Below are 22,331 nucleotides of genomic sequence, written 5' to 3'. Positions count from 1 at the left end.
TGAGGAGCTACCGCTTGAGCGAGCTCACGTCGTACGCGTACGTGCCGACCGCGTGCGCGATCACGTCGATGTTGAGGTCGAACGCCTTGGGGTCGACGTTCTCCAGGGTGTCCCCGGCGCCGTGGTAGTTCGGGTCGAAGGCCACCCCGGCCTTGCCGCCCCACTTCGCCGCCTGCTCCGGGGTCTTGATCTCCTCGGCCCCGGTGTACGTGCCTCCGGCCGGGATGCCCACCGCGATGAACGGCCCGTAGTCGGAGCGGCCGTCGAAGTCGTAGCCCTCGTGCGGGACGCCGCGCTTGTCGAGGTAGCCGTTGATGAGGCCCTCGATCTGCGCCGAACCGGCCGGGCCCGCGCCCGCGCCCTCCTTGTCGGAGTCGTCGCCGTCGTAGACGAGCTGCGCCGGGTTGGGCGAGCCGATCATGTCGAAGTTCAGGTAGAGCTTGATGGCCTTCTTCTGCTTGGCGCTCAGCTGCTTCACATAGTGGTCGGAGCCCAGCAGGCCCAGCTCCTCGCCCGACCACCAGGCGAAGCGGACCTTGTTGGCGGGCTGCTTGCCGCTCTTCTTCGTGGCCTTGGCGAGCTTCTGGGCGACCTCGATGAGGCCCGCGGAGCCGGTGCCGTTGTCGTTGATGCCCGGGCCCTCGGGCACCGAGTCCAGGTGGGCGCCGAGCGCCACGACCCGGTCGGCGCGGCCGCCGCGGGTCTCCGCGATGACGTTGCGGGTCTTCTTCTCGTTGGCCTTGGTCGCGACGTCGAGGTTGACGGTGACCGGCCCCTTGGCCAGGTCGGCGGCGAGCTGCTCGCCGTCGGCCTTGGTGACCCCGGCGGCCGGGATGTGGGCCTGGGACGGGTCGGAGACGCTGCCCGCGACGGGCTTGTCGCCGGAGTGGTTGTAGACGAGGATCCCGGCCGCTCCGGCCTGCGCGGCTGCGGCCTCCTTCTCGCCGAAGGTGCAGGCGCCGCGCTTCACCAGCGCGATCTTCCCGGTGAAGGTGTCGGACGTGTAGTCGTCGGGCGTGCAGCCGGGCGTCTCGTCGACGCGCGCCGCGGCCAGCTGGGCCTTGAGGCCGCCCTTGGGCGTGGCCTTGCTGAACTCGAAGGCCGTGGTCCTCAGGTCGCGGGGCTGCGGCGCGACGACGGAGAGCTTCTCGCGCAGGGTCGTGGACTCGTGGAAGGTGAAGTACTGGTACTTCACCTTGTACCCGGCCTTCTTGAGCTGGCCGTACACGTACGTGGCGGAGGCGTCGTGGCCCGGCGTGCCGGCGGCCCGGTTGCCGCCGTGGGCGTCCGCTATCTCCTGGAACTTCTCCAGGTGGCGGTGGGCGCTCTTGCCGGAGGACGCCTTGACCAGCTTCTTGGCGAGCTTGGCGCCCTGTTTCGCGGGGCGGTCGTGCGGGTCCTGTGCGCCTGCCGGGGGTGCGGAGGCGAACAGGACCGGGACGGCGACGGCCGCGGTGATGAGGGCGGCCGTCGCGCGGCTGCGGCGGGTTGAGCGCACAGAGGTGTCCTTCCTTGCTGGACCGGGGGCGGGTTCGCCGCCGGTCGCGGTGCGAGGAAGGTAGCCCGGGAAAACCCCAGTTCAGGCCGGTTCCCGGGGTCTGCAACGCCGCCTTCACGGACTTGTCACTCAGCCGCAGGAATCGCCCCCGCCCCGGGCGCCGGGCAGGGCGCGCTCGACCCACAGCCGCGTCGTGGCGATGTCCTTGCCGGTGGACCGGATGTCCGGGGCCCGCTGGCCCCGGGGGATGCCGATGAGGGTGCGGTCCCCGGGCCGGAGCCGCGGGTCCACGTTCACTTCCATCTCGAACGTGACTTTCCGGGCCCCCTTGTCCGGCTTGTAGTAGCGCGCGACGTCGAGGGTGATCCGGTCCCGGACGCCGCCGGGCAGCGGCTCGACGCGCGTCACGGTGCCTTCGACGATGAGCCGGGCGCAGGCGACGTAGCCCTCGGGCGACCTCTTCTCGTTCTGACCGCCGTTCTCGGCACCGCTGTCGTGCCCCGGCGAGCGGGGCGCGGCCGCCTTGCCGTCGCTCTTCGCGGCGTCGGCGTCATCGCCGCCCGTTCCCGTCCCGGACCGGGCCATGAGCAGCCCGAGCCCGCCCACGAGCACGCAGGCGAGCACGGCGGCGAGGGCGAGGAAGGCCCGCCGGGCGGCCGAGGAAGAACCGGACGGGCGGGATGAGCCGGACGTCCCAGGCCGAACGCTGCGCCCCGGGGCAACCGGTCCAGCGGGGTGACCCGACTTCGCCGGCCCCCCGGCCAGCCCGTCCCCCACCACGCGCAACTGCTCCCGCAGCACCCGCACATCCGCCACCGCCGCCTCGTACTCCGCCACCAACCCGGCGTCGTCGTGGGCGTCTTGGGGAAGGGCCTCTCCTGTGACGGCCGCCATCAGAACATCGGGGCTCAGGGCATCGGAGTTCTCGGCCACCGTCACACCACCTCCCCTTCGTGCAGCCGCACCCGCAACTGCCGTACCGCCGCGTGCAGCCTGCTCTTCACCGTGCCCTCCGGGACGCCCAGCTCCTCGGCGATCGCGCGCACCGGCAGATCGGCGTAGAAGCGCAGGACGACGACCTGGCGCTGGGTGTCGGGGAGCTCGCCGAGGCCCTGGGCGACGGCGAGGGAGAGGGCCCGGGACTCGGCGGCGTCATCGGTGGCCTCCCGCCAGGTCGCGGCCAGGCGCTCACCGAGCCGCTCCTGGCGGCGGCGGGCCCGGTGCCAGTCCATGGCGAGGTTCGAGGCGACGACGGCGGCCCACGCGGACACGTCGCGCGGCGCCTCCTGACCGCGCGCCGCCCGCTCCAGGAGCCGCAGCCTGACCTGCTGCACCCCGTCCTGCAGCTCGCCGTGCGGGACCCCGCCGAGCGACAGGACGGCGCGCACCCGGTCCTCCTGGGCCGCGTCCAGCGGATCGGCCGCCTGCGCGCGGCGCGCCTTTCTGCGCAGCAAAGCACTCCCCCTCCCGCGTTTCCCCTAGGACGCCGCACGGGGCGGAAACGTTCGCCACGAATGTGGCGTCCCGCACCTCGGACAATGGATTGGACAAGCCGGGCCTGGACAGACGCATGATGGAGAGCATCAAGCCAGGCCGCCAGGCCGCACCCGCGTACGGAGGACACCCCTGTGAAGGTCGGAATCGTCGGAGCCACCGGTCAGGTCGGCACGGTCATGCGCAAGATCCTCACGGAGCGGAAGTTCCCCGTGGACGAGCTGCGCCTGTTCGCCTCGGCCCGCTCGGCCGGTTCGGTGCTCGACGGCGTGACGGTCGAGGACGCCTCCACCGCCGACTACACGGGCCTCGACATCGTGCTCTTCTCGGCCGGTGGCGCCACCTCCAAGGCCCTCGCCGAGAAGGTCGCCTCCCAGGGCGCCGTCGTGATCGACAACTCCTCGGCCTGGCGCCGTCACCCCGAGGTCCCCCTCGTCGTGTCCGAGGTGAACCCGCACGCGATCAAGAACCGCCCCAAGGGCATCATCGCGAACCCGAACTGCACGACGATGGCCGCGATGCCCGTCCTGAAGCCGCTGCACGCCGAGGCGGGCCTCGAGGCGCTCGTCGTCGCCACCTACCAGGCGGTCTCCGGCTCCGGTCTGGCCGGCGTCGAGGAGCTGTACTCGCAGGTCGAGAAGGTCGGCACGGACGCCACGAAGCTCACGCACGACGGCTCGGCCGCCGAGTTCCCCGAGCCCGACAAGTACGTCGCGCCGATCGCGTACAACGTCCTGCCGATGGCGGGCTCGATCGTCGACGACGGTCTGAACGAGACGGACGAGGAGCAGAAGCTCCGCCACGAGTCCCGCAAGATCCTGGAGATCGAGGACCTGCTGGTCTCCGGCACCTGCGTCCGCGTGCCCGTCTTCACCGGCCACTCCCTGCAGATCAACGCCCGCTTCGCGCGCCCGCTGAGCCCCGAGCGCGCCACGGAGATCCTCCGGGGCGCCGAGGGCGTCGTCGTCACGGAGGTGCCGACGCCGCTGGTCGCCGCGGGCAAGGACGACTCGTTCGTGGGCCGCATCCGCAAGGACGAGACGGTGGCGAACGGCCTGGCCTTCTTCGTCTCCGACGACAACCTCCGCAAGGGCGCCGCGCTGAACGCGGTGCAGATCGCGGAGCTGGTCGCGGCCGAGCTCAAGGGCTGAGCCCCGCTCCCGTACGGCTCAAGGGCTGAGCCCCGCTCCCGTACGAGAGGGGCGGTCATCGCGGATGCGCGGTGGCCGCCCCTTCGTATGCCCTCTCACGCGGCCCGCTCCTCCTCCCGGACGCAGGGCGCGGCCCATTCCTTCTCCCGCGCGCAGGCCACCACGAGCAGCGCGGCCCCCGCGAGGCCGCCGCCCAGCCACAGCACGTGCGAGACCCCGCTCGCGTCGGCCACCCGGCCGCCGGCCAGGGCGCCGAGCGCGATCGCCGCGTTGAACACCCCGGCGAAGAGCGCCGACGCCGACTCACGGGCCTGTGGCGCGGCCGCCATCACCCAGTTCTGCGCCGAGACCGAGACCCCGCCGTACGCGAGGCCCCACAGCACGAGCAGCGTCACCGACGCGGCCAGCGAGCCCCCGGCCGGTTCGAAGGCGAGGACCACCGCGGCGAGCCCGGCCGAGACCACGAGCAGCGCCCGCCGCGGGTCACGGGCGGCCACGGCGCCGCCCGCGAAGTTCCCGACGATGCCCGCGACCCCGTAGGCGAGCAGCACCGCGCTGATCAGCCCGGCGCCCACGCCCGGCACCCGCTCCAGGACGGGCCGGACGTACGTGTACGCGGCGAAGTGCCCGGTCACCAGGAGCGCCACCCCGGCGAGCCCGGCCCGCACCCGCCCGATGCCGAGCACACCCCCGTAGGCGCCGGGGCGCACCGCCTGCTCGGCGGGGAGGGCGGGCAGCCACCGCAGCAGCAGCGCCGCGACGGCCAGCGAGAAGGCCCCCATGACGGCGAACGCCCAGCGCCAGCCCGCGAGTTCACCGAGGAAGGTGCCCGCGGGGACGCCGAGGACGGAGGCGACCGCGATCCCGCTGAAGATGACGGCGGTGGCCCGCCCCGCGTCGGCCGCGCGCACCAGGCGCACCGCGAGCGAGGCGGCGATGGCCCAGACGCCGCCGATGCAGACGCCGACCAGGACCCGGGCGGCGAGGAGCACGCCGAAGGCGGGGGCGAGCGCGGAGAGCAGATTGGCGGCGGCGAGCAGCCCCATGAGCACGCCGAGGACCGTGCGCCGGTCGGCGGCGCGCACCGCGACGGGCAGCAGCAGCGCGGCGAGCGCCGCGACGGCGCCGGGCAGCGTGACGGTCAGGCCCGCGGTGCCGTCGGTGACGCCGAGACCGGCGGCGAGGGAGGTGAGCAGGCCGACGGGCAGCATCTCGGTGGTGACGACGGAGAAGGTGGCGGCGGCCGCGACCAGAACGGAGAGTGGTACCAACTTCCCTTTGCTTGAAGGGAGTTGAGGATCACGAAGGGACCCTGCGGGGGTGGTTGTTTCCATGCCGCCCAGCTTTGGGCGCGCGGGCCCGGGGAACAACGGCGAAGATCTCATCCTTGTATGAGCCAGGCTCATCAATCGCGTGAGCCGCGGTGCTGCGGCTGACGTAGGGCATACGGCGTACGGAGGGATGACCGTTGAACGGTCCGGAGCGGGGCCCGGAGATCCGGGGTCTGGAGATCCGGGAGCTGGAGTGCTTCCTCGTGCTCGCGCAGGAGCTGCACTTCGGCCGGGCGGGCGAGCGGCTCTACGTCTCCCAGAGCCGTGTCAGCCAGCTGCTCGCCTCGCTGGAGCAGCGGATCGGCGCCCGCCTGGTGTCGCGCACGAGCCGCCGCGTCCACCTGACGCCGCTGGGAACCCGCTTCCTCTGCGAACTCACTCCCGCTTACGAGGAGTTGGCCTCCGTGGTGGATCGGGCGCGGTCGGCGGCGCGGGGCGTGGAGGGCACGCTGCGGATCGGCTTCCAGGGGACGGCGGACGCCCGCCTCATGACGGCGATCACCACCTTCCAGGAACGGCACCCCGCCTGTGTCACGGAGATCGTGGAGATCCCGTTCGCGGACCCCTTCGGGGCGGTGCGCGCGGGCGATGTGGACGCGGCGATCGTGCTGCTGCCGGTGGAGGAGCCGGACCTGGTGCTCGGCCCGGCGTTCTCGCAGGAGCGGCAGACGGTGGCGGTGTCGGTACGCCACCCCTTCGCGAGCCGGGCGTCCCTCACCTCGGCGGAACTGGCGCAGACCCCCCTGATCTCCGCGACATCCCCCGCCCCGCCCTACTGGCGCACGGCCCACGCCCCCTCCCAGCTGCCCGCGCCCGCCGTGCGCACGCTCCAGGAGGGGCTGACGCTGGTGGCGGCGGAGCGCGGGGCGATGCTGCTGTGCCGCCCGACGGCGGAGTACCACGGGCGCCGTGACGTCACGTTCGTGCCGGTGGAGGGGTTGCCGGACTCGGTGCTCGGGATGGTGTGGCATCGGGAGGGGGAGACGGAGCGGGTGCGGGAGTTCGCGCGGGCGGTGGAGTCGGTGCCGGTGCCGGTACCGCTGCCCCCGTCCCCGTCCCCGTCCCTCAGCCCTGTCGGCGGACCTCGTAGTGGAAGCAGCCGTACTCCACGGCCCTGACGTGCACGAGGGCGACCTCGGGGTCGGCGAACGCCTCGGCGAAGACCTTGTCGAACTGACCGGTGGGTTCCGCCGAGATCTCCACCAACTGGCCGCCGATGATGTGCCCTTGGGCGTTGTAGCGGCGGACGGTACGGAGGGCGCCGGGCCGGTCGAAGGGATAGGTGCCGTCCGTCGGCCCGGGCCCTTCGCAGCCCGCGTCCTCGGCGTGGATGAACACGGGCCCCGTCTCTTCATAGGCCCCGGGCTCGGCTCCCGTCTCCGCGGCCCAGCGGCGGAGAGGGGCGTAGGAGACGAGGGCGATGCGTTCGCCGGGGCGGACGGGGCGGAGGCAGCAGCGGAGGGGGTCGCCGCCCTCGGGGTCTGTGAAGGGTGCGCAGGGGCGGCCTGCGTCGTCGACTTCGCGGAGCTGGGTGAGGGTTTCCCGGGGGATGGGGAGGGGGGTGTAGGCGGTCGTGGTGGTCATGGGTCGAGGGTCGCGTGGGTGGGGGTGGGTGTGCTGGCGGGTCCCGGACGTCGCACTCGCCTCCGGCGGCTCTTCCCCCATCCCGCGCCCATAGGGATAGCCCGTCCGGCGATTGAGGACGAGGCCGTCCAGGCCGAAAAGGGGGTCTAGGGGCGAAGCCCCAGGAGGAGCGCCCCAGGGGCGACGGAGTCGCCGGATCGGGAAGGGGCGGGACTGGGGAAAGGTCACCCCGACGTCCGCCGGTACGCCACCCCCAACTCCCCCAGCTCCGCAGGAGTGAGCACATCACCCACCCGCTCGAACCCCTCCGGCGCCCGCTCCGCCACAGCCCGCAGCACCCGGTCCGCCGGCATGTCCCGGTTCGCGAGGACCACCGCGTTCGCCACCCCCCGCCGCGCCGCCTCGTACGCCCGCAGCCCCGCCACCCGGTCCGCCCCGGCCCGCACCAGACAGTGGGCGAGGGCCGCCGCGTCCAGGACCGCCTGGGAGCCGCCGTTCGAGCCGACGGGGTACATGGGGTGTGCCGCGTCGCCAAGGAGCGTCACCGGGCCGCGCCCCCACCAGGGCAGCGGGTCGCGGTCCACCATCGGGTACTCCAGGATCCGCCGCGTCGAGGCCAGCAGGGCGGGCACGTCCAGGTCGCCGATGCGCCAGCCCGCGTAGTGCGGCAGCACGTCCGAGAGGCGGCCCGACCGGTTCCAGTCCGCGGGGCCCGACCCGGCCGCCCCGTGGTGGTCCACGGGGAACCGCACCTCCGCCACCCAGTTGAGCACCGCACGCCCCCGCGACTCCGCCTCCCTCGAGACGGGGTACACCACCAGCTTCACGCTCGCGTTGCTCCCCGCCACCGCGACCGCGCGCCCGCCGAGCACCGGGTGCCAGTCCGTGACGCCCCGCCACATGCGGATGCCGTTCCACAGGGGTGGGCCTTCCCCCGGGTGCAAGCGCGCTCTCACCCCCGAGTACAGGCCGTCCGCGCCGACCAGTGCCCGCACCCCCACCCCGTACTCCCGGCCCCGCCCCACGTCCCGCAGGATCACCCGCAGCAGCGAGCCCTCCATCTCGGCGAAGCGCACGAACGCCGTGCCCGTGCGCACCGCGTGCTCGCCGAGACGGTCGCGCACGGCCTCCAGGAGGATCAGCTGGAGCGCGCCGCGGTGCACGGAGTACTGCGGCCAGTGGTGGCCCGCGGCACGGCCGCGCGGTTCGCCCCAGATGCGGTTGCCGTGCCGGTCGTAGTGGACGATCTCGTCGGTGGGGACGGCCGTCGCCGCCAGCTCACCGGCCAGGCCGAGGTTGCTCAACTCCCGTACCGCGTGCGGGAGAAGCGTGATGCCGACGCCGTGCGGGCGCAGCTCCTCGACCGTGTCCACGACCCGGACCGGGATGCCCGCGGCGTGCAGGCTGAGCGCGGCGGTGAGCCCGCCGATGCCCGCGCCTGCCACGAGTACGTCGATTCCCATCACCGCTCCCCGGGGCGTGAGTCGAGAGGCGCGGATGCTAGCGGCGCGGGGACGGCCGGACAATGCCGACTTTCGGCCCCTCGCGAACCCCGTACGGCCCTTGTACGGGGCCTTTCCGCGCCCCGTGCCGAGCACCGGGGCTTATCCCCGCCTTATCGGGAGGCAGGGCCGTGAAGCGCCGTGGAAGGATGGCCGGAAACGTCATAAGTCACCACGTCACCGCATCGAGGAGATGACCGCGTGCCCGGCACCAATCTGACCCGTGAAGAGGCGCAGCAGCGGGCGAAGCTGCTCACCGTGGACGCCTATGAGATCGACCTCGATCTGAGCGGCGCGCAGGAGGGCGGTACCTACCGGTCCGTGACCACGGTGCGCTTCGACTGCGCCGAGGCGGGGGCCGAGAGCTTCATCGACCTCGTCGCGCCCGCCGTGCACGAGGCCGTGCTGAACGGCCGTTCGCTGGACGTGGCCGCCGTCTTCCGGGACTCCCGCATCGCCCTGCCCCACCTGGAGCAGGGGCCGAACGAGCTGCGCGTGGTCGCCGACTGCGCGTACACGAACACGGGCGAGGGCCTGCACCGCTTCGTCGACCCGGTCGACCAGCAGGCGTATCTGTACACGCAGTTCGAGGTGCCGGACGCGCGCCGTGTCTTCGCCTCCTTCGAGCAGCCCGACCTGAAGGCCACCTTCCAGTTCACCGTGAAGGCCCCCGAGGGCTGGACCGTCATCTCGAACGCGCCGACCCCGGAGCCGAGCGACAATGTCTGGCGCTTCGAGCCGACGCCGCGCATCTCCACGTACATCACGGCCCTGATCGTCGGCCCGTACCACTCCGTGCACTCCTCGTACGAGAATCCGGAGACGGGCCAGTCCGTGCCGCTCGGCATCTACTGCCGCCCCTCGCTCGCCGAGTTCCTCGACGCGGACGCGATCTTCGACGTCACCCGGCAGGGCTTCGACTGGTTCCAGGAGAAGTTCGACTACGCCTACCCGTTCGCCAAGTACGACCAGCTCTTCGTGCCGGAGTTCAACGCGGGCGCGATGGAGAACGCGGGCGCGGTGACGATCCGCGACCAGTACGTGTTCCGCTCGAAGGTGACGGACGCCGCGTACGAGGTGCGGGCCGCGACGATCCTGCACGAGCTGGCGCACATGTGGTTCGGCGACCTGGTCACCATGGAGTGGTGGAACGACCTGTGGCTGAACGAGTCGTTCGCCACCTACGCGGAGGCCGCCTGCCAGGCGTACGCGCCGGAGTCGAAGTGGCCGCACTCCTGGACCACGTTCGCCAACCAGATGAAGACGTGGGCGTACCGCCAGGACCAGCTGCCGTCCACGCACCCGATCATGGCGGACATCCGCGACCTGGACGACGTGCTCGTGAACTTCGACGGGATCACGTACGCGAAGGGCGCGAGCGTCCTCAAGCAGCTCGTCGCGTACGTCGGGGAGGACGAGTTCTTCCGCGGCGTCCAGGCATACTTCAAGCGGCACGCGTTCGGGAACACGCGCCTGAGCGACCTGCTCGGCGCCCTGGAGGAGACCAGCGGCCGCGATCTGAAGACGTGGTCGAAGAAGTGGCTGGAAACGGCGGGCATCAACGTCCTGCGCCCGGTCGTGGACGTCGACTCCTCCGGCGCCATCACCTCCTTCGCCGTCAAGCAGGAGGCCCCGGCGCTCCCCGCGGGCGCCAAGGGCGAGCCGACGCTGCGCCCGCACCGCATCGCGATCGGCCTGTACGACCTGGACGACGCGTCCGGCAAGCTGCTGCGCACCGACCGCGTGGAGCTCGACGTCGACGGTGAACTGACCCCGGTGGAAGCCCTGGTGGGCAAGGAGCGCCCGGCGGTGATCCTCCTCAACGACGACGACCTGTCGTACGCGAAGGTCCGCCTCGACCCCGAGTCCCTGGCCTTCGTCACGGAGCACCTCGGCGACTTCGAGGCGTCCCTGCCGCGCGCCCTGTGCTGGGCCTCGGCCTGGGACATGACCCGCGACGCCGAACTGCCCACCCGCGACTACCTCTCGCTCGTCCTCTCCGGCATCGGCAAGGAGTCGGACATCGGCGTGGTCCAGTCGCTGCACCGCCAGGTGAAGCTGGCCCTCGACCTGTACGCGGCCCCGGCCGGCCGGGACGCGGCGCTGGCCCGCTGGACCGAGGCGACCCTGGAGCACCTGCGGGCGGCCGAGCCGGGCAGCGACCACCAGCTGGCGTGGGCCCGCGCCTACGCGGCGACGGCCCGCACGGACGCCGAACTCGGCCTGCTGGAAGACCTGTTGACCGGCAAGGAGACGGTCGAGGGTCTCGCCGTCGACACGGAGCTGCGCTGGGCGTTCGTCGCCCGGCTCGCGGCGACGGGCCGCCTGGACGAGGCGGGCATCGACGCGGAGCTGGAGCGCGACAAGACGGCGGCGGGCGAGCGGCACGCGGCGTCGGCGCGGGCGGCGCGCCCCACCGAGGAGGCGAAGGCGGCCGCGTGGGCGTCGGTCGTGGAGTCCGACACGCTGCCGAACTCGACGCAGGAGGCCGTCATCGCCGGCTTCGTCCAGACCGACCAGCGTGAACTCCTCGCCCCGTACGCGGAGAAGTACTTCGCGGCGGTCAAGGGCGCGTGGGACTCCCGCTCGCACGAGATGGCCCAGCAGATCGCGATCGGCCTCTACCCGTCGATCCAGGTGTCCCAGGGGACGCTGGACGCGACGGACGCGTGGCTTGCCGACGCCGACCCGTCGGCGGCTCTCCGTCGCCTCGTCTCGGAATCCCGTGCCGGGATCGAGCGGGCGCTGAAGGCCCAGGCCGCCGACGCGTAACGGGAGTTGGGGCGCCCTCGTCACCACGGGGGCGCCCCGCCCCGCTACGGCCTGACGCCCAGCTTGTGGCGGAAGGTGTCGCGCGGGTCGTACGCCGCCTTCACCCGCTGCAGCCGCGCGTAGTTGCCCTTGTAGTAGAGCTCGTGCCACGGCACCCCCGACGTGTTCTGCGCCGGGTCCGCCAGGTCCGTGTCCGGGTAGTTGATGAACGCCCCGTCGCTCCCGGCGCCCGGCGCGGGCACGCCGCCGCTGTCCGCGTACACGGACCGGTACAGCGAGCGCACCCACTCCAGGCGGGAGCCGGCGTCCTGTTCCGGCTTCCAGTCCGTCATGTAGATGGCCTTGAGGACCGAGTCGCGCTGGGCGACGGCGGTCGCGTCGGGCGCGACGGTGTTGACCCGGCCGCCGTACGAGACCAGCCACAGGGACCCGCTGATCCCCTCCCCCGCCCTGCCGCCCGCCAAGTGGTCGTGGACCGCGGCGATCTGACGGTCCGTGAACCTTCGCCGCAGATAGCCGGACTTGATCTTGAAGGGCGCCGAGCCGCCCTCCTGGACGGCCGCGACCGACTGCAGCCACGGCCGCTCCTCCACCGTCCGTACGGGCCGCGCGCCGACCCCTCGCCCGACGGCGTCCACATACGCGTCGACCAGGCGGTGCGCCCCGGGCAGGGTGGCGTCGAGCAGGCCGCTCAGCGGGAGGAAGCCGAGCGAGCGGTGGTTGGCCATCAGGGCGCTGAGCATCCCGGCGTACGGGGAGTCGGGCGCGCTGTTGCGCTCGTACCACTCGCCGTGGTTGCGCAGCAGCCGCGCGAAGTCCCGGGCGTCGAGATCGTGCCACCCCCAGGTGGCCGAGAAGGTCAGCATCGCGGCGGGCGGGCTCGGCAGCAGGCGCGCGGGCGCGGCGTCCCGGTCGGCGCGCGGGTCGCGGAACCAGTACCGGGTGACGACCCCGAAGTTGCCGCCCCCGCCGCCGGTGTGCGCCCACCACAGGTCGTGGTGCGGGTCCCCCGGGTCCCGCGTCGCCACGACGGCGCGGGCGCCGCCCGCCCGGTCCACGACGACGACCTCGACGGCCTCCAGGTGGTCCACGCACAGGCCGTGGCGCCGGGACAGGGTGCCGTACCCGCCGCCGAGGACATGGCCGCCGACGCCGACCTCGGCGGTGGCGCCCGCCGGGATCGTCACGCCCCAGCCGAGGAACAGCTGCCGGTACACCTCGCCGAGCAGGGCGCCCGGCTCGACCTCGAAGGCGCGGCGCTCCTCGTCGAAGGAGACCCGGCGCATCGGGGACATGTCGATGACGACGCGGACCTCGGGGGCGTCGACGAAGTCCTCGAAGCAGTGGCCGCCGCTGCGGACCGCGATGCGCTTTCCTTCCCCGACCGCGTGCCGTACCGCGTCGACGACCTGTTCCGTCGTCTCGACGAGGCGGACGTAGTCGGGCTTTCCCACGAAGCGGGCGTTGGCTCCGCGGGTGGTGAGGGAGCGGTAGCGGGGGTCCTCCGGCCCCACGGGCCCCGGTGCCCTGGGGGTGGGCCCGGCTGCGGCCGCGGAGGTCGCCCCCACGGCTGCGGCGCCCGCTGCCGCGGTGGCCAGCACCTTTCGCCTGGTCAACTGCCCCGGGTGGGGCGCCCTTGATCGCGCTTCGCGCTCTTCCTCAAACGCCGGACGGGCTGATAGAGGGTTGCCGCTGGTCGTCAACTGACTGCTCCTGCCGGATGCCCTTCATGATCGTTTGGCACCCTCGCACGGCCACGGCGGCCAGCCCCCGAGGCGGGGAGCCTCAGCGTGTCTCCACCGCCTCCCGCAGCGCCCCCAGAACGCGGCCCAACCCCGCCCCGTCCTCCGCACCCCTGCGCACCGCCGCGACCACATGGCGGCGCGGGTTGTCCTCCTCCAGGACGCGCATCACCACGCCCTCCCGGCTCGTCGCCGCCATCCGCGGGACCAGGGCCACGCCCATGCCCGCCTCGACCATCGCCAGGATCGCCGTCCAGCCGGACGCACTGTGGGCCTGCTCCGGTGTGAAGCCCGCCGCCTCGCACGCGGCCCGGGTGATCTCCGACCAGGGGCCGGAGCCGCCGAAGATCCAGGGTTCGCCGGAGAGGTCCGCGAGCCGCAGGCCCTCGTCGGCGGCGCGCGGGTGCCCGGCGGGCAGCGCCACGTCCAGCGGGTCGGCGAGCAGCGGCACCCGGGTGAAGCGGCGGTCGGTGTCGGTCGGGGCGTGCGCGGCGAGCGACAGGGTGAGATCGACCTCGCCCGCCGCGAGCAGCTCGTACGCCTCGGCCGCCTCGGCTTCCCGGACCCGCACCGTGATGCCGGGGTGGGCCGCGCGCAGCGCCCGTACCGCCGGGACGACGAGGGCGGGCACGGCCGTCGAGAACGCGCCGACCCGGACCTCGCCCGCCTCCCCCTGCGCATAGGCCGCCAACTCGGCGTCGGCGCGCTCCAGTTGGGCGAAGACGGCCTCGGCGTGCCGCAGCACGAGATGGGCCGCGTCGGTCAGGCGGACGCGGCGGCCGTGGGCCTCAAGGAGCGGGACGCCGAGCTGCTTGGCCAGGTTGGACAGCTGCTGCGACACCGCCGACGGCGTCATCAGCAGGGCCTGCGCCGTGGCCGTGACGGTCCCGCGGTCCCGCAGGGTCCGCAGGATCTGCAGCTTCTTGATGTCCCACTCGCTCATCTCCCCAACGTACCCAGGCATGTCCCGCTCCCGATCACCGGCCGAAGGAACCCGCAACGCCCGGGGCGCCGGACCGCGACGCGATGCTGTTGCTCGCGCGCGCTCCGGCGTCCCGTCCCCCGTCGGGGGTGTGAGGCGGCGGTCACCGCCGCCGGGCCGCGGAGCCCAGGATCACACCACCGAGGATCAGCACCATGCAGACCACCTGGAGCCGGCCGATGCCCTCGCCGAGGAGCGCGAAGGAGAGCAGGGCCACACAGACGGGCTGGAGGTAGTAGATGACTCCGGCGCGGGCGGCGCCGATGAGGGAGATCGCCTTGTTCCAGGCGAAGAAGGCGACGGCCGAGGAGACGACACCCACGTACAGGAGCGGCGAGACCGTGCCGACGGTGGGCGTGAAGCCGCCCTGCACGGCGAGGCTGACGAGGAACACCGGCAGCAGCATCAGCGCGCCGAGCACGAACGTGGTGAAGAGGAAGGCGAGCCCGCCGATCTCCTGGGGCTTGCGGCGCAGCACCGCGCTGTAGGACCCGAAGGCGAAGGCCCCGCCGATCACCCACAGGTCGCCGGCCGCGAAGTCCATGGCGAGGGAGCCCTTGCTGACCAGGAGCAGCACTCCGGCGCAGGCGACCAGCATGCCCGTCACGCGGCGCGCCCCGAGCCGGTTGCCGCCGAGGCGTTCGTAGACCGCCATGAGGACCGGCGACGCGGCCATGATCATGCCCATGTTCCCGGCGGTGGTGGTCACGCCGGCCTGGTTGACGAGGGTGTTGTAGACGGTGACGCCGAGGAGGGAGGCGAGGAGCAGAAAGCGGATGTGCTGACGTATCAACTCCCGCTGCTGCCAAGCCTGTCGGGCGGCGAAGGGCGCGACCGCGGCGATCGCGATGAGCCAGCGCCAGAAGGCGTGCTGGATCGGGGGGACGGTGTCGGCGAGAGCGCGGGAGGTGACGAAGCTGCCCGACCAGACGACCGTGGCGAGGGCGGCGAGGGCGAGCCCGATGCCGACGGACCGCGGCACACCCTTGGTTCCGCCGGCCCTCCTCTCCGGCTCGGTCTGTGCCTCGGCCGTCTTCGGCTCGGCGTGAAGGGGGGTCCGGTCCAGGACGGTAGCCACTGATATCCCTTGTCTCTCTTCCCCGTTGGGAGGCCCGCGGGGGAGGTCGCGCCTCCCTGCCGGGAGGTCTTGATCGCTTACGGGGACTACCGTCGCACCGCACCAACAGTTACGTCCATCGAATCTTTGCGAGCGATCTTTGAAGCTGAGCTGAACATTTGCGGGCGCTGCGGCATCAGCTGCCCCGTGAGCGTCGCCCCGAACGCGAGCACCATGCCCGCGACTTGGAGCGGGCTCAGCGCCTGGCCGAGCGCGGCCCAGCCGATGACCGCAGCCGTCAGCGGGGAGAGCGGGCCGAGGAGGCTGGCCTGGGTGACGCTGAGGCGGCCGATGCCACGGAACCAGAGCCAGTACGCGACCGCGGTGTTGGCCAGGGCGAGGTAGAGGTAGCCGCCGATGTTCCGCCCGTCCAGGGCCGGGGGCGCCCCCTCGACCAGGAACGCGACCGGGGCGATCAGGAGCCCGCCCATGCTGAGCTGCCACCCGGTGAGAGCGAGCGGCCCGATCCCCGCGGGGCGCCCCCACCGCTTGGTGAGGACCGTGCCCGTCGACATCGACGCCGTCGAGGCCACCGCCGCGAGCACGCCGACGAGGTCGAACGCCCCCGCCGACTTCAGCACGACCAGACTGACGCCGAGCGCGGCCGTGGCTCCGGTGAGCAGCGTCCGGACGCTGGGCCGCTCACTGAGCAGCACCGTCGCGAGGCCCGCGACGAAGAGCGGACCGACGGAGCCGACGACCGCGGCCATCCCGCCCGGAAGCCGGTACGCGGAGAGGAACAGGAGCGGGAAGAAGGCGCCGATGTTCAGCGCCCCCAGGACGGCCGACTTCCACCACCACTCCCCTCTCGGCAACCGCCTGGCCAGGGCGACGAGCAGCAGCCCCGCGGGCAGGGCCCGCATCATGCCGGTGAACAGCGGGCGGTCGGCGGGCAGGAATTCGGTGGTCACGAAGTAGGTCGAGCCCCAGGTGACGGGGGCGTAGGCGGTGAGCAGGATCGTGGCGGCGCGGTTCATGGCGGTTCCCCTCGGCAGGAGTGGCTGAGCGACCGAGCGGTGGCGGCTCAGCCGGAGTAGCTTGGCAAGAAGTAGCTTAGCTCTAAGCTACTTTTCGTCAAGCTACTTGCTTGCAAGCAATTGAAACCGCCCGGATACTGGAACCCATGAACGCCAACGCCACCCCCGGACCCGACACGGCTGACGCGGTCGACGCGATCATCGAGCAGTGGGCCACCGTGCGGCCCGACCTGGAGACGACTCCGATGGAGGTCTTCGGCCGCGTGTACCGCACCTCCCACGCGATGGCCGAGCACGTGGAGCGGGCGTACCGCCAAGTGGGCACGTCCCGGGGCGAGTTCGACGTCCTGGCGACGCTGCGCCGGTCCGGGGAGCCCTACACGCTCTCACCGCGCCGGCTCGCGACGACGCTGATGCTGACGACGGGCGGCATGACGGGCCGCCTCGACAAGCTGGAGCGCGCCGGGCTGCTGCGCCGCTCCCCCGATCCGCACGACCGGCGGGGGCTTCAGGTGACGCTCACGGAGGAGGGGCTCGCCCTGGTGGACCGGGCGGTCGTGGCGGGGCTCGCGGCGCAGCGGAAGGCGTTGGAGGCGGCGGGGCTCGAGGAGAGGGAGGCGGCTCAACTGGCGGATCTGCTGCGGAAGTTGCTGGCGGGCACGCAGTCGTCGTGAGCGGTTCCCTTTCCCCAACCCCGCCCCTAGCCGAATCCGCGACTCCGTCGCCCTGGGCGGGCCTCCTGGGGCTGCGCCCCTAGACCCCGCTATCGGCGCTGAACGCGCCTCGTCCTCAAACGCCGAACGGGCTGAAATGCCCCCAGCCTCGGCCGAGCACACTCAGCCCGTCCGGCGTTTGAGGACGAGCCCTTAAGGCGATACAGGGCGCCCCAGGGGCGACGGAGTCGCCGTTTCGGGAAGGGGCGGGATCGGGGAAGAAGAATCCTCCGACGCCCACGCCACATACCCGTCCGGCCGAACCAGCACGGCCCGCCGCCGCCCCTTCTCGGCCCACCGAACCACCCGCACCCCCTCCCCCTCGTACGCCACCCCTTCCGGCACCACCAGCACGAACTCCCCACCCCGCAGCACCTCATACAGCCGGCGCCCTCCCCGCAGCGCGAGGTCCGGCGCCCGCCGGCCCACCAGCGCGTGGGCGCCCTTCGGCGCGGGGTAGGCGATGCCGACGCCGGTGATCTGGCCGACGGCCTTCCGCCGCACCGGCCGCGCGTGCCCCACCACACCCGCCACCACACCCCGCGCCGCCCGCGTCCACGGCCGCTTCGCCATGGCGAGACGCACCAGGCCGCCGCTGCTCCGCAGTACCGCCTTGCCCACCGGGTGCCGCTCCGCCTCGTAACTCTCCAAGAGTTCCTCCACCGCATCCCCCGCCCGCCACTGCACGGCCCGCACCAGCTTCCAGCTGAGGTTCGCCGCGTCCTGAAGGCCCGTGTTCATGCCCTGGCCGCCCGCCGGCGAGTGCACATGCGCCGCGTCACCCGCGAGGAACACGCGGCCCACCCGGTAGGCGGGGGCCTGGCGTTCGTCGCTGTGGAAGCGGGACGTCCAGCGGGCGTCGTGCATCCCGAAGTCATGGCCGAACGCCTGCCGGACGATCTCCTTGACCTCGTCCAGGCCGAGCGGCTCGCTGTCGGGGACGTTGCGGGTCCGGTTCCAGCCGATGACCCGGTAGTAGCCGTCCGCGAAGGGCGCCAGGAGCGCGAACGCGTCCCCGGCCGCGCTGACCGTGAGCGCCGAGTCCGGCTTCTCGGCGAGCCGCACATCGGCGAGGACGAGCGACTTGATGACCGACTTCCCCGGGAAGGGCAGACCGATCGCCTGCCGGACGCCGCTGCGCATCCCGTCGGCGCCGACCACGTACGCGGCCCGCAGCGTGCTCGACTCACCGTCCGCGCCCCGGACTTCGAGCGAGACGCCGTCCCCGTCCTGTCGCAGCCCGGTGACCTCCGTCTCGTAGCGGAACCGCACCCCCGCCGCCACCGCCCGCCGCTCCAGGACCCGCTCCACCTCGTACTGCGGCAGCACCAGGACGTAGTTGAAGCGGGACGAGAGCGTGGAGAGGTCGACGGTGAGCCGCGTGAAGAGGTTCAGGTCGGTCAGCCGCTCGCCCTTGGCCACCAGTTCGTCGGCGAGGCCCCGGGCGTCGAGCTGTTCGAGGGTGCGGGCGTGCACGACCAGGGCGCGCGACAGGTTGCTGATGTGGTGGGCGCGCTTCTCGACGAGTGTGACGGGGACGCCCGCCGCGGCCAGATCTCCGGCGAGCAGCAGCCCCGTGGGGCCCGAACCGACGACGATCACAGTCATGACTGCCTCCTGAAGCCGCTGATGTCAGCAATGCCAACGCCTGTTGGTCAACGCTTGTTGGCCAACGTAGAACCGCGGTCCTGGACTGTCAACGCTTGTTGGCCTACGTTTGTTGGCATGACCGAAACCAGCTCAGGACCGGCCGTCGCGCGCCGCTCCGACGCGACCCGCGGCGCCATCCTGACGGCGGCCCGGGAGCGCTTCGCGGCCGACGGGTACGAGCGGGCCACCATCCGGGCCATCGCCCGGGACGCCCGGATCGACCCGTCGATGGTGATGCGCTACTTCGGCAACAAGGAGGGCCTGTTCGCCGCGGCCATCACCTTCGACCTGCGGCTGCCCGATCTGGCGGCGGCACCGCGCGAGGACGTCGGGCGGGTGCTCGTGGGGCACTTCCTGCGCGTGTGGGAGGAGGCCGAGGTGCTCACCGCCGTGCTGCGCGTGGGCATCACCAACGCCGCGGGGGCCGAGCGCATCCAGGACATCTTCAAGGAGCAGCTGCTGCCGGTCGCGCGCCGCGTCTGTCCCGATCCGGCCGCCGCCCCGGCCCGCGCGGCACTCGTCGCCTCACAGATCCTCGGCATGGCCCTGACCCGGTACGTGCTGCGCCTGCCGCCGTCCGTCGCGCTCGGCCAGGAGGAGATCGTCGACTGGCTGGCGCCGACGGTGCAGCGCTATCTGACCGCCGAGCGGCCGTAGACGTTCACGAACACGTCGAGGGCGCCCCTCAGCAACGTACGTATTCCGTACGGGCGTTGCCGACGAGCGCCCTCGACGAGGAAAAGGCGGGGCTCAGCCCTGCTTGGTCTGCTTGCGGGACTTGTCGCCCACCATCACGAGACCCGCGATCACCAGGAACAGCACGATGGGCGCCACGACATAGAGGCCGAGCGTCTCGATCACGCTCAGGCCGGGACCCGGGTCGTCGCCGTCGTCACGAATGTTCGCGAGCGCGGGGGACGACATGAGCAGCATCATCAGCGTCGTACCGGCCGCCAGGGCACCGGCGCGCAGTGCGTTCTTCTTGTCCACGGGCCAAACGTAGCGAACCGCTAAACGGGCCGCGCGCCCGGGGGTGCCGTACGGGGAGCCGTACGGGTGGCGGCGGGGCTCCGGAACACCTCCATGAACGCGTGCAGACGGCGGCTCGCGGTGAGCTCCTCCAGGCTGAGCGGGCGGCCGTCGGCGTCGGCGAGGGGCAGCCGCCAGTTGGGGTACTCGTCCCGGGTGCCGGGGAGGTTCTGCGGGCGTCGGTCGCCGACCGTGTCCGGGAGCCAGACGCCGACCATGCGGGCCGGGGTGCGCAGCAGGAAGCGGTGCACGGCGCGGATCTCGTCCTCCTCCCAGCCCCCGCCGCCCGGCAGCAGGCCGAGCAGGGACAGGACGCCGAGCCACTCCGCGACGTCCGCGGCCGCGGCGGCCCGCTCCACGGCGAGGGGGCGGGCCAACAGGCCGAGCCGGTGCCGGAGTTCGACGTGCTCACCGGTGATCCGGGCGGCCGTGGGCGGCAGGTCGTGGGTGGTGGCCGTGGCCAGGCAGCCGGCGCGCCAGCGCTCGGGCGGCAGCGGGCGTCCCGTGCCCGCGCCCCCGTCCGCGCCGACCCACTCCCGCTCGAACCAGAGCACGGACGTGCCGAGCACCCCGTGCCGGTGCAGGGTCTCGCGCACGCCCGGCTCGACCGTGCCGAGGTCCTCGCCGATGACGAAGGCGCCCGCGCGGTGCGCCTCCAGGCAGAGCACCGCGAGCATCGCCTCGGCGTCGTAGTGGACGTACGTGCCGTCGGTGGGCCGCCCGCCGACGGGGATCCACCAGAGCCGGAACAGGCCCATGATGTGGTCGACGCGCAGCGCCCCCGCGTGCCGCAGGAGCCCGCGGACCACGGCGCGCAGGGGGGCATAGCCGGATGCGGCCAGGCGGTCGGGGCGCCAGGGCGGCAGCCCCCAGTCCTGGCCGTGGGCGTTGAAGGCGTCCGGCGGGGCGCCCACGGACATGGCCGCCGCGAAGACGTCGCGCTGCGCCCAGGCGTCGGCGCCGTCCGGGTGCACGCCCACCGCGAGGTCGTGCACCAGGCCGGTCGCCATGCCCGCCTCCCGGGCGGCGCGCTGGGCGGCGCCGAGCTGGGCGTCGGTGAGCCAGGCGAGCCGGGAGTGGAAGTCGACGCGGTCGAGGAGCGCGTGCCGGGCGCGGGCGGTCCGGGCCGAGGCGGGGTCGCGCAGGGCGGGCGGCCAGACACTCGTGTCCGGGCCGTACGCCTCGGCGAGCGCGCACCAGGTGGCATGCGCCTCCAGGTCCTCGCCGTGCTCGGCGAGGAAGTCCCCGTAGTCGGCGCAGCGGCCGGGCCCGAGGGGGATCTCCGCGATGAGTTCGAGGGCTTCCTTCTTGAGCGCCCACACGGCGTCCCGGTCGATCAACGCGCCCTTGCGCAGCACCGATTCGCGGAGTTCGGCGGCCCGCCGCAGCAGCACGTCGACGCGGTCGCGGGCGGCCCCCGTCAGGCGGGTGTACTCGGGGACCTCCTCGACGCGCAGGTGTACGGGATCAGGGAAGCGGCGCGAGGACGGACGGTACGGGGACGGGTCGGTGGTGCCGCCGGGCGGCCCGGGCACGGCCGCGTGCAACGGGTTGACCTGCACGAAGTCACAGCCGACGCGGCGCCCCGCCCAGGACGCGAGCTCGGCGAGGTCCCCGAGGTCGCCCATGCCCCAGGAGCGGGCCGACAGGAGCGAGTAGAGCTGCACGAGGAAGCCGTGCCCGCGGCCGGGCGGCCCGGTGATCTCGTACGGGGCGACGACGAGGTGCGCGGTGACGGGTCCGTCGCGGCCGGGCACGGTGGCGGTGAGGCGGTGGACGCCCAGGGGCAGCTCTTCGGGCCGGGGCTCGCTCGGGCCGGTCGCGGCGGCGGCCGAGGTCGCGGCCGTGGGCTCCCACTCGAGGCGGGCGCCGTCTTCGGTGTCGAGGCGCAGGTGCGTGCCGGGTGGCAGCCCGTCCCAGGGGCTCGTGTCCGAGTCGCCGTCGGCAGCGGCGGGACCGCCCTGCCAGCACACCACGGTCGGCGGCAGGACACGCTCCCGTAACTCCGACTCCCCCAGTTCCAGGGCGTGTTGAACCCCTTGCGGGGTGCTCGCGTCGACGTCCAGGGCGGCGAGTGCGGCGATCACGGCGGCGTCGGTCGCGCGGACCGTGCGGTCCGGTGAAGGAGAGTACGACGTGGCCACTCCGTATAAGGCGGCCAGCCGGGAAAGGGTCATCTAGACCCCCATGAAGTCCAGGCCCGCGGCCGTGCCCGTGGCGGTCGGCTCGCTGGTCAGAGGGGCGGCGTCCGCGAGGGGCGGCTCGCTGGTGAGGGGGGCGGCGTCGGCGAGCGGGGGCTCGCTCGTCAGGGGCGGCTCGAGGCAGCCGCAGGAGCAGGAGCCGTCGAGGCCGGAGTCGGGGTCGGACACGCGCAGCGGCATCGCGGAGACCTGGAGCGGGACAGCCGGGAGCTCGGTCTGTTTGGAGAGGGCGTCGAGCAGAAGGTTCGCGGAAGCAGCCACGTGGGACTCCTCGTCAGGGGGCAGGTTGCGCCTGTATCTACCCAGCGGGCGGCGGCGCACCCGTATCCCGTTCGGCTTCGTGTCGCGCGTCACATTCCGCCTCCCTCGCGGGAGTTATTTCTCTGCCCTCCGTGTTCGCCCGGAGATCCTGTGTCACACCCCGCCCACCGGGGCATTCTGTCCCGCCCGCCCCTACGGCACATCGCTACGCTCCGTTGACACCCCATACGCCTGAGTGATGGGCTCGGGGGCCGACCATGCGGTGGGCTCCGGAGCCTGAAGTCTGCGGAGAGGGCGGCCTCTGCGAGAGCACAGCCGAGGAGCCCG

Annotated in this window: 19 protein-coding genes; 5 read left to right on the top strand and 14 right to left on the bottom strand. The window is 72.9% G+C overall.

Features of this window, described 5'->3' with window-relative positions:
- Positions 1-7: 7 nt before the first annotated feature.
- From ACFWYM_RS08550 to ACFWYM_RS08540, 3 genes are all read right to left on the bottom strand, one after another.
- Complete coding sequence (locus tag ACFWYM_RS08550; protein ID WP_384831995.1) at positions 8-1,498, bottom strand: M28 family metallopeptidase; 1,491 nt, start codon at positions 1,496-1,498, stop codon at positions 8-10.
- Positions 1,499-1,627: 129 nt separating this feature from the next.
- Positions 1,628-2,437 (bottom strand): hypothetical protein, encoded by an 810-nt coding sequence (locus ACFWYM_RS08545; protein ID WP_384831992.1) that lies wholly within the window; start codon positions 2,435-2,437, stop codon positions 1,628-1,630.
- Positions 2,434-2,952, bottom strand: coding sequence for an RNA polymerase sigma factor (locus ACFWYM_RS08540; RefSeq protein ID WP_384831989.1), 519 nt, complete (start codon positions 2,950-2,952; stop codon positions 2,434-2,436). Before ACFWYM_RS08540 ends, ACFWYM_RS08545 begins: the two co-directional genes overlap by 4 nt.
- Before the next feature lie 174 nt (positions 2,953-3,126).
- Between ACFWYM_RS08540 and ACFWYM_RS08535 the strand changes: the two genes are divergently transcribed.
- The gene (locus tag ACFWYM_RS08535) at positions 3,127-4,143 is read left to right on the top strand and encodes an aspartate-semialdehyde dehydrogenase (protein WP_384831987.1); all 1,017 of its coding nucleotides are present in this window, start codon (positions 3,127-3,129) and stop codon (positions 4,141-4,143) included.
- Positions 4,144-4,238: 95 nt separating this feature from the next.
- On the opposite strand, the gene ACFWYM_RS08530 is transcribed toward ACFWYM_RS08535, so the two are convergent.
- The gene (locus tag ACFWYM_RS08530; RefSeq protein ID WP_384831984.1) at positions 4,239-5,414 is read right to left on the bottom strand and encodes an MFS transporter; all 1,176 of its coding nucleotides are present in this window, start codon (positions 5,412-5,414) and stop codon (positions 4,239-4,241) included.
- Positions 5,415-5,638: 224 nt separating this feature from the next.
- On the opposite strand from ACFWYM_RS08530, the gene ACFWYM_RS08525 reads away from it, so the two are divergent.
- The gene (locus tag ACFWYM_RS08525) at positions 5,639-6,592 is read left to right on the top strand and encodes a LysR family transcriptional regulator (protein WP_384832120.1); all 954 of its coding nucleotides are present in this window, start codon (positions 5,639-5,641) and stop codon (positions 6,590-6,592) included.
- On the opposite strand, the gene ACFWYM_RS08520 is transcribed toward ACFWYM_RS08525, so the two are convergent.
- Both ACFWYM_RS08520 and ACFWYM_RS08515 read right to left on the bottom strand, forming a co-directional pair.
- The gene (locus ACFWYM_RS08520) at positions 6,540-7,058 is read right to left on the bottom strand and encodes a DUF1203 domain-containing protein (protein ID WP_384831981.1); all 519 of its coding nucleotides are present in this window, start codon (positions 7,056-7,058) and stop codon (positions 6,540-6,542) included. The two genes, ACFWYM_RS08525 and ACFWYM_RS08520, sit on opposite strands and share 53 nt — an antisense overlap.
- Positions 7,059-7,282: 224 nt before the next feature.
- Entirely contained in the window at positions 7,283-8,521 is a 1,239-nt protein-coding gene (locus ACFWYM_RS08515) for a flavin-dependent oxidoreductase (protein WP_384831979.1), read from the bottom strand.
- 240 nt (positions 8,522-8,761) lie between these two features.
- On the opposite strand from ACFWYM_RS08515, the gene pepN reads away from it, so the two are divergent.
- The gene (gene pepN, locus ACFWYM_RS08510) at positions 8,762-11,332 is read left to right on the top strand and encodes an aminopeptidase N (protein ID WP_384831976.1); all 2,571 of its coding nucleotides are present in this window, start codon (positions 8,762-8,764) and stop codon (positions 11,330-11,332) included.
- A gap of 44 nt (positions 11,333-11,376) precedes the next feature.
- Here the strand turns inward: pepN and ACFWYM_RS08505 are convergent, their stop codons facing one another.
- From ACFWYM_RS08505 to ACFWYM_RS08490, 4 genes are all read right to left on the bottom strand, one after another.
- The gene (locus ACFWYM_RS08505; RefSeq protein WP_384831973.1) at positions 11,377-12,948 is read right to left on the bottom strand and encodes an FAD-binding oxidoreductase; all 1,572 of its coding nucleotides are present in this window, start codon (positions 12,946-12,948) and stop codon (positions 11,377-11,379) included.
- 169 nt (positions 12,949-13,117) lie between these two features.
- Positions 13,118-14,017, bottom strand: coding sequence for a LysR family transcriptional regulator (locus ACFWYM_RS08500; RefSeq protein WP_384831970.1), 900 nt, complete (start codon positions 14,015-14,017; stop codon positions 13,118-13,120).
- 142 nt (positions 14,018-14,159) lie between these two features.
- On the bottom strand, positions 14,160-15,134 hold the full coding sequence (locus ACFWYM_RS08495) for a DMT family transporter (protein ID WP_384831967.1): 975 nt from the start codon (positions 15,132-15,134) through the stop codon (positions 14,160-14,162).
- A gap of 86 nt (positions 15,135-15,220) precedes the next feature.
- Positions 15,221-16,150: an EamA family transporter gene (locus ACFWYM_RS08490; protein ID WP_384831965.1), complete on the bottom strand. Its 930-nt coding sequence runs from the start codon at positions 16,148-16,150 to the stop codon at positions 15,221-15,223.
- 146 nt (positions 16,151-16,296) lie between these two features.
- On the opposite strand from ACFWYM_RS08490, the gene ACFWYM_RS08485 reads away from it, so the two are divergent.
- Positions 16,297-16,824: a MarR family winged helix-turn-helix transcriptional regulator gene (locus ACFWYM_RS08485; protein ID WP_384831962.1), complete on the top strand. Its 528-nt coding sequence runs from the start codon at positions 16,297-16,299 to the stop codon at positions 16,822-16,824.
- 192 nt (positions 16,825-17,016) lie between these two features.
- Here ACFWYM_RS08485 and ACFWYM_RS08480 read toward each other — a convergent pair whose 3' ends face one another.
- Positions 17,017-18,471: an FAD-dependent monooxygenase gene (locus ACFWYM_RS08480; RefSeq protein ID WP_384831959.1), complete on the bottom strand. Its 1,455-nt coding sequence runs from the start codon at positions 18,469-18,471 to the stop codon at positions 17,017-17,019.
- 117 nt (positions 18,472-18,588) lie between these two features.
- Between ACFWYM_RS08480 and ACFWYM_RS08475 the strand changes: the two genes are divergently transcribed.
- Positions 18,589-19,170 carry a TetR family transcriptional regulator gene (locus ACFWYM_RS08475; protein WP_384831957.1) on the top strand — a complete coding sequence of 194 codons (582 nt, stop codon included), beginning with the start codon at positions 18,589-18,591 and terminating at the stop codon, positions 19,168-19,170.
- A gap of 93 nt (positions 19,171-19,263) precedes the next feature.
- Here the strand turns inward: ACFWYM_RS08475 and ACFWYM_RS08470 are convergent, their stop codons facing one another.
- Genes ACFWYM_RS08470 through ACFWYM_RS08460 form a run of 3 tightly spaced genes read right to left on the bottom strand, consistent with a single transcriptional unit; the run spans position 19,264 to position 22,004 of the window.
- The gene (locus ACFWYM_RS08470) at positions 19,264-19,503 is read right to left on the bottom strand and encodes a hypothetical protein (RefSeq protein WP_384831954.1); all 240 of its coding nucleotides are present in this window, start codon (positions 19,501-19,503) and stop codon (positions 19,264-19,266) included.
- A gap of 20 nt (positions 19,504-19,523) precedes the next feature.
- Positions 19,524-21,719, bottom strand: coding sequence for a 4-alpha-glucanotransferase (gene malQ / locus ACFWYM_RS08465; RefSeq protein ID WP_384831951.1), 2,196 nt, complete (start codon positions 21,717-21,719; stop codon positions 19,524-19,526).
- Complete coding sequence (locus ACFWYM_RS08460; RefSeq protein ID WP_384831948.1) at positions 21,720-22,004, bottom strand: hypothetical protein; 285 nt, start codon at positions 22,002-22,004, stop codon at positions 21,720-21,722.
- Positions 22,005-22,331 lie beyond the last annotated feature (327 nt).

It is taken from the genome of Streptomyces sp. NPDC059009 (assembly GCF_042740175.1).
In the GTDB taxonomy this organism is placed as follows: Bacteria; Actinomycetota; Actinomycetes; order Streptomycetales; family Streptomycetaceae; genus Streptomyces.
The sequence above is the reverse complement of the archived record's forward strand: the minus strand, read 5'-3'. Positions and strand labels throughout refer to the sequence as shown.

Excerpts from the sequence above, each read along its gene's own strand:
- ACFWYM_RS08520 (WP_384831981.1), bottom strand. The coding sequence starts at position 7,058 with ATGACCACCACGACCGCCTACACCCCCCTCCCCATCCCCCGGGAAACC.
- ACFWYM_RS08515 (WP_384831979.1), bottom strand. The coding sequence starts at position 8,521 with ATGGGAATCGACGTACTCGTGGCAGGCGCGGGCATCGGCGGGCTCACC.
- ACFWYM_RS08500 (WP_384831970.1), bottom strand. The coding sequence starts at position 14,017 with ATGAGCGAGTGGGACATCAAGAAGCTGCAGATCCTGCGGACCCTGCGG.
- ACFWYM_RS08490 (WP_384831965.1), bottom strand. The coding sequence starts at position 16,150 with ATGAACCGCGCCGCCACGATCCTGCTCACCGCCTACGCCCCCGTCACC.
- ACFWYM_RS08485 (WP_384831962.1), top strand. The coding sequence starts at position 16,297 with ATGAACGCCAACGCCACCCCCGGACCCGACACGGCTGACGCGGTCGAC.
- ACFWYM_RS08480 (WP_384831959.1), bottom strand. The coding sequence starts at position 18,471 with ATGACTGTGATCGTCGTCGGTTCGGGCCCCACGGGGCTGCTGCTCGCC.
- ACFWYM_RS08475 (WP_384831957.1), top strand. The coding sequence starts at position 18,589 with ATGACCGAAACCAGCTCAGGACCGGCCGTCGCGCGCCGCTCCGACGCG.
- malQ (WP_384831951.1), bottom strand. The coding sequence starts at position 21,719 with ATGACCCTTTCCCGGCTGGCCGCCTTATACGGAGTGGCCACGTCGTAC.